We start from the raw sequence: 5,476 nt of genomic DNA on the forward strand, positions 1-5,476 counted from the left end.
ATTCAATAGTGTAAACCTCATACATGTAGTGTCTACTTGCAGAAACTGAGGACATTTCACCTTTTTCATAGAAGAAGCGTGGCGATGGCTTTTCAAGTATAACGTAGACTACAACTTCTTCTGGAAGTTTAAAGCCATCAAAGTTAAAGTGAAGTATCTTGGAGTCCTTATAGAGGCTTATAAGCATATTTTTAACCACCGCATCGCTTCTAATCGTGGAGAGAAAACGTTTTGTTACTGTCTGGAAAGGCAAGCCATAGTAATCATACAGAGAGCTTATACTATCCCAAAAGTCATACCTCTGGTCCTTTTCAAGGTCTGTATTCAAAAGCAAAAGCACTCCTAAAATACTCTCCTTTTGCTCCAAGTTAAGTCTCAAAAATCCGTTCAATCTTGCGGTAAAATACATAAGGGTATGCAGAAGTTTCAAAGATTCCTCGTGTTTTAGCTCCCTTGAGTTGTTTTCCAAACCCTTTAAAATCTCAAAATACTCCTTTCCTCCAAAAAGTAAATGTATTGGTTTCACATCCTTCACACTAATTTTCACATCGCCGGCATATCTAAAATTAGCCAATCTATTCTTTAAGGTTTCTATCTGCCTGTTGTCTATTCCATCTTCATAAAATACAAAAAGCTCCAAGTTCCTTGCTGGCACTTGATAATAACCGTAGCTTACAGAGGTTTTCTTACCTGTATCCCTTTTCTTAAGGAAAGCACCCACAAGTTTTTTACTTTCTATTCCTCCACTTAGCACCTTTTTAATAAACCTTAGCCACTCTTTGCGAAGCTTGGTGAGATTCTCCTCTTTAAAAGCTTGGTCTAAAAGCTCCTCCAAGTCCTTTAGGCTCTTACCCGTGCTCTCCAAGTGTCCTTTTAAGTCTTCAAAGTCTTTGGTTTTTTGTAGCTCCTGCCAGAGGTTTTGCTTGGTATCTGGTCTCCTGCTATACATACTAACGCTTGAAACGAGTATAACGTTTTCAAAACGGTCAAAGTTTACAGGGAAAAGGTAGTAAGCTAAAGTAGAGAAGGGAAAGCGATAGTGTGAACCATACACTCCAAGCTTAATGTCCTCTAAGATTTCCTTGACCCTTTCAAGATACTCTCTTACCCATTGGTCTTCTGCTACCTCAAGCATGTCTTCTAAAAGTTCTTGCCTTAGGTCATACTTTAGCTCCTCAGAAAGCTCTTTGTCTTCGTGCCCTCTTATCCTCAAAAAGATAATACCCGCATAGTGTTGAATATCAGAGGGGTTTCCCAAGTCCAGTTCTGCAACATTAAACCTCGCATTTTCAGCCTTCCTATAAAAGCCTACCTTTTGCTCTGACTTCATAACCTTAAATAGGCTTACCCATCTATTGACCGCCTGCCTACTATATATGGCATTTCCAGAGACCCTGTAGTTTAGATTTTCTAAAAACTTCCTGAGTTCTGCATCCACACTCTGCTTATCTATAAACTTCTTTGCTATCTTTGCCATATTGTCTAAGTATTGTGAGTTTCTATTGTGGAAAAGTCCAGCACAAACAAAGTTTCTGCTAAAAGGCTCACCCTTAGAAAAAGCATCCATCCTATCATCCCACTGTCTTGCAGGCAGTTCCTTTTCCATAGATTACCCCTCCACAAGAAGCCTGTAAATAAATTCTATAGGAAACTTGGCAAAGCGTCCACTTAAAACCTCTCTGTAAGGATAATCTTCTCCAAGAGGAATAACCGCATATTCCTTTTGCCCTTGGATGTTCTTACAGCTTGTAGTTATGTCCATGCCTGCACCAAGCACCACCGCACCACCTCTGCCCACCCTGCTTGAGATATTAAACCTAAGATACTCGTCCTTTGGTTCGCCCAAAACATACTGTGTAAAGACCCAAGAGTAAACTGGTATAAGAAAGATGGTCTCGTATACCTCCTTAGGTGCAATAACGTTTAGAAATTCTTCTATTTCTCTTGTTCTTTCTTCGTTATGCTCCATAAGTTTAGTCTTAATCTTTTCTAAATAATCCTTTGCCCTCTTTCTTCTCTGATTGTCAAAGCCCATATGCAATCTGCCTCTTATAAGTATGTATGGATGATAATATTCCACGTTTTCAAGTTTTCTTGGCACATCATTTGTATACATAAACATGCCGGATAGAATCTCTTTTGCCAGCAAACGTATATACTTTGATACCTCTTGGTCTTTTGATTCCATCATGTAGACATCTTCAAGAAACTTTATTATATTTTCAAGCTCAGAAAAGCGATGCGGTTTATAAATAGTGATATGCTGTGCAGGAATAGGCACTATAACATACCTTTCTGGAGTTCTAAGAAAGTCCTCTATAATCCTTTGGACCACCGAATCAAGCAATAGTTTTTGTTTTAACTGCTCTCTTCTGTAAAAAAGACTTACCAAGTCTTTGTCCTGATATTCCACAAGCTGGGTTATCTTTTCAACAGTGTATGGATTTTCTTTTTGAATTACATGAATAAGATGGATATGCCTGGGTTTTTGTTCTGTGATTTCATCACCCCTTGCCCTTGAAATAGCTTGTATAACTTCAACAAGGTTTTGTTCTATACCCCAGTCTGTTATGACTATAAAGATTTTTTCCACAGGTTTGTGCGGTCTGCTAAAATCAAGACCCCTTGAAACTGCAGAAGTGCCCATAATAACATCCTGGCTTCCCTCGTTTATATCCTTTTGACTTTTTCTGGAACTTGCGGTTATGTAGAGGTTAGAAACACCTCTGGTGTTAAAGTAGTCAGAAAGTTTTGCTATCATCTCCTTGTCTTGCACATACAAGAAGGCAGTGCTTTCCTTTTGCAGGTTTTGGATAACGTAGTCCCCTATAAGTTCTATTAGCTCTTCTTGTTCCCTTTGTTCTACGTCAAGTATAAACTTCTTGTGTATGTATAGACCTTTTGCAGGGTATCCGTGCTTAGCATATATCTCAAAGGGAATCCCATCATATTGAACTTGCAAAGAGGGTTTATAATCACAAAGGATAAGAGAATCTGGGACAACCCCATAAGACTTAAACTCATGCATAAGCCTTTCCAAAAGCTCGGGAGAGTATCCATTGGCATCAAAAAGATACAAATAAGCCTTCCCTCCCATTTTCTTCACCTTTGAAAGAAATTCAAACATTCTATGCACCGCATCAAGACCGTTTCTGTAGCCCAAAAACTCGTCAAGAATAATATGAATGTGGTAATGTCTAAGAACATTTGACCTTAGGAGATTGTCAAGATGTCTTGCAGTGTTTAAAGCAGGCGTGTCTACAATAGCCTGTATAGTTGCAAAGCCCCATATCTGTGAATGGTTTTCTCTTACCGCCTCCAAGACCCTGTCCACAATTCTCCTGATTATACCCTCTCTATCTTCCACATCCGTAAAGCCCTCACCTATATGTCTTACAAATTTACCTTCTTGTGCTTTTCTTCTTTCGTATATAACCTTTACAGGTTTTCCGCTGTTTTCCACACTATACTTTTCCTTTTCTACAAGGCTTACCCTCGTTGCCATGTATAGCACAATGTGTTTTCCTTGAGAGTTAAGTATGAGGTTTCTCAAAGTAGAAGTTTTTCCACTACCTGCGGAATGAAGTAGTGCAATAGCTTTGCAGTCTCCTTGAGAGGAAAGGAATTTTTCCAATTTCTCCTTAACATCTCTCCTTGCTTCTTGTATAGGATTTGTGTTTACAACAACAGGGCTATTCTCTCTTTGCTTTATCTCTTGTAGATACCCTTGTATTTCTTCCTTTAGTTTCTCTTCTAACCTTCTTCTCTTTCCTGCCCTCTTTTCTACAGTTTCGTCAATCTCACTATAAGCCCATTCCTTGCTCTTTAAGCTCTTGTATATCTCCTTTACTTCCTCCCTATATTTGGAAAGTTCGGATACATCCTTAGGAAGCACAAACCTTATCCTATAGGACTCCGCAGCAGGATACAACAGCTCAAGGCATAGCTCCCTTAGTCCTTGATTTCCCTTTTCTGTAAGATAGTCCACCGCATAACAAACCAATTGAGAAAAGCCCTTTATTTCCACAAAGACATCTTTTAGGTCCATAAGCGTTTGCTTAAGAGATAGGAAGTTTTTAACAAACTTAGAAAAGTCCAATTCTCCCAAGGAAACGTTAACTGGCACTCCGGGGTTAACCACTGGAAGTCTTGGCAAGTCTCTAAAGTCTTCACTTCTTCCCCTATCAAAGACTTCCTTTAGCCAGGAGAGAAGTCCAGATAGCTTAAAGTCCACTATGTATAAAGTCTTACCTTTTATGTAGACAAGGTCTGCGTTTTTCCAAACAATATCTGAGGACTCTTCCCCCATTTCAAACTTCTCAAGATGTATGTTTTTGCCATCTTCCGCATACAAAAGACCACCATAATATCCAAGTAGGTAAGTGGTAAGTGTATATACCCTCTCCGCATTTTCAGGTGTTATAGTTGTTCCAATCTTGCCCCACTCTTCTATAGGCTTTTGAAGCTCTTCTATAAGCTCTTCCTTTAGCCCCTCGGTCCTCAAAAGGTCAAAGAAAATTCTTTGAAAGCCTTTGAGATACTCAGGTGCTACCCTTTGCAAAAATCCTACCTTAAAAGCCCCCTCAAAGACAAAGCCTTCAAGAATGGTTAAGTCTTTCATATCTCTCACATAAAATACTTAACGCCAAAAAGTTAGTTTTTCTGACTAAAACCTCGCATCACAGACCTGCTCGTATTCTATTAGTTCCTTTATCTTTGGTTCTTTGCCACAGAGGGGGCATTGTGGGTCTTTGCGGAGCTTTACCTTTCTAAAGTCCATAGACAAGGCATCCATTATAAGAAGTTTACCCACAAGAGGCTCACCTATACCCAGTAAAATCTTTATGGCTTCTGTTGCCTGAATACAGCCCATTATACCACCTATGGACCCCAATATTCCTGCCTCTTGGCAAGAAGGCACAAGCCCCGGCGGTGGTGGTTCTGGATACAGACATCTATAACAAGGCGAGTTTTCCTTGTCTCTGTAGTCAAAAACAGTTATCTGACCCTCAAACCTTAGCATCGCTGCGGAGACAAGAGGCTTTCCAAGAAAGTAGCAAGCATCGTTAATGAGAAACCTCGTAGGGAAGTTATCAGTCCCATCAAGCACCACATCATAGTCCTTTATGATATCCATAATGTTAGACTTATTTATCATAGTGTTGTAGGTTATGACCTTCACGTCTGGGTTTAGCTTTTCCACTGTCATGCGTGCGGATTCTACCTTTGGCATGCCTACTCTTTCTGTGTTGTGGAGTATCTGCCTTTGAAGGTTAGAATAGTCCACCACGTCAAAGTCCACTATGCCAATTGTGCCTACACCAGCAGCAGCAAGGTAGTATATGGCAGGAGACCCAAGCCCACCAGCACCTATAACAAGCACCTTTGACTTGAGAAGTTTCTCCTGCCCTTTGCCACCAACCTCTGGCAGGATAATATGCCTTGCATACCTCTTTATCTGCTCTTCTGTAAACTG

At 40.0% G+C, this 5,476-nt stretch carries 3 protein-coding genes; all 3 read right to left on the reverse strand.

The window, feature by feature from the left end; translation table 11 throughout:
* Nucleotides 1-1,606 (reverse strand): hypothetical protein (locus tag WKI49_03850; GenBank protein MEJ7621634.1); only part of this gene is annotated, 1,606 nt, incomplete at its 3' end.
* A 3-nt stretch (nucleotides 1,607-1,609) separates the two neighbouring features.
* On the reverse strand, nucleotides 1,610-4,621 hold the full coding sequence (locus WKI49_03855) for a helicase (GenBank protein MEJ7621635.1): 3,012 nt from the start codon (nucleotides 4,619-4,621) through the stop codon (nucleotides 1,610-1,612).
* 45 nt (nucleotides 4,622-4,666) lie between these two features.
* Nucleotides 4,667-5,476: molybdopterin-synthase adenylyltransferase MoeB (gene moeB / locus WKI49_03860; protein ID MEJ7621636.1), on the reverse strand; the 810-nt coding region annotated here is incomplete at its 5' end.

The sequence above is a fragment of the Aquificaceae bacterium genome, from assembly GCA_037722135.1.
GTDB classification, from domain to species: Bacteria; Aquificota; Aquificia; order Aquificales; family Aquificaceae; genus Pampinifervens; species Pampinifervens sericum.

Bases quoted from the DNA above. Each gene is read 5' to 3' on its own strand.
- WKI49_03855 (MEJ7621635.1), bottom strand. From the start codon at position 4,621: ATGAAAGACTTAACCATTCTTGAAGGCTTTGTCTTTGAGGGGGCTTTT.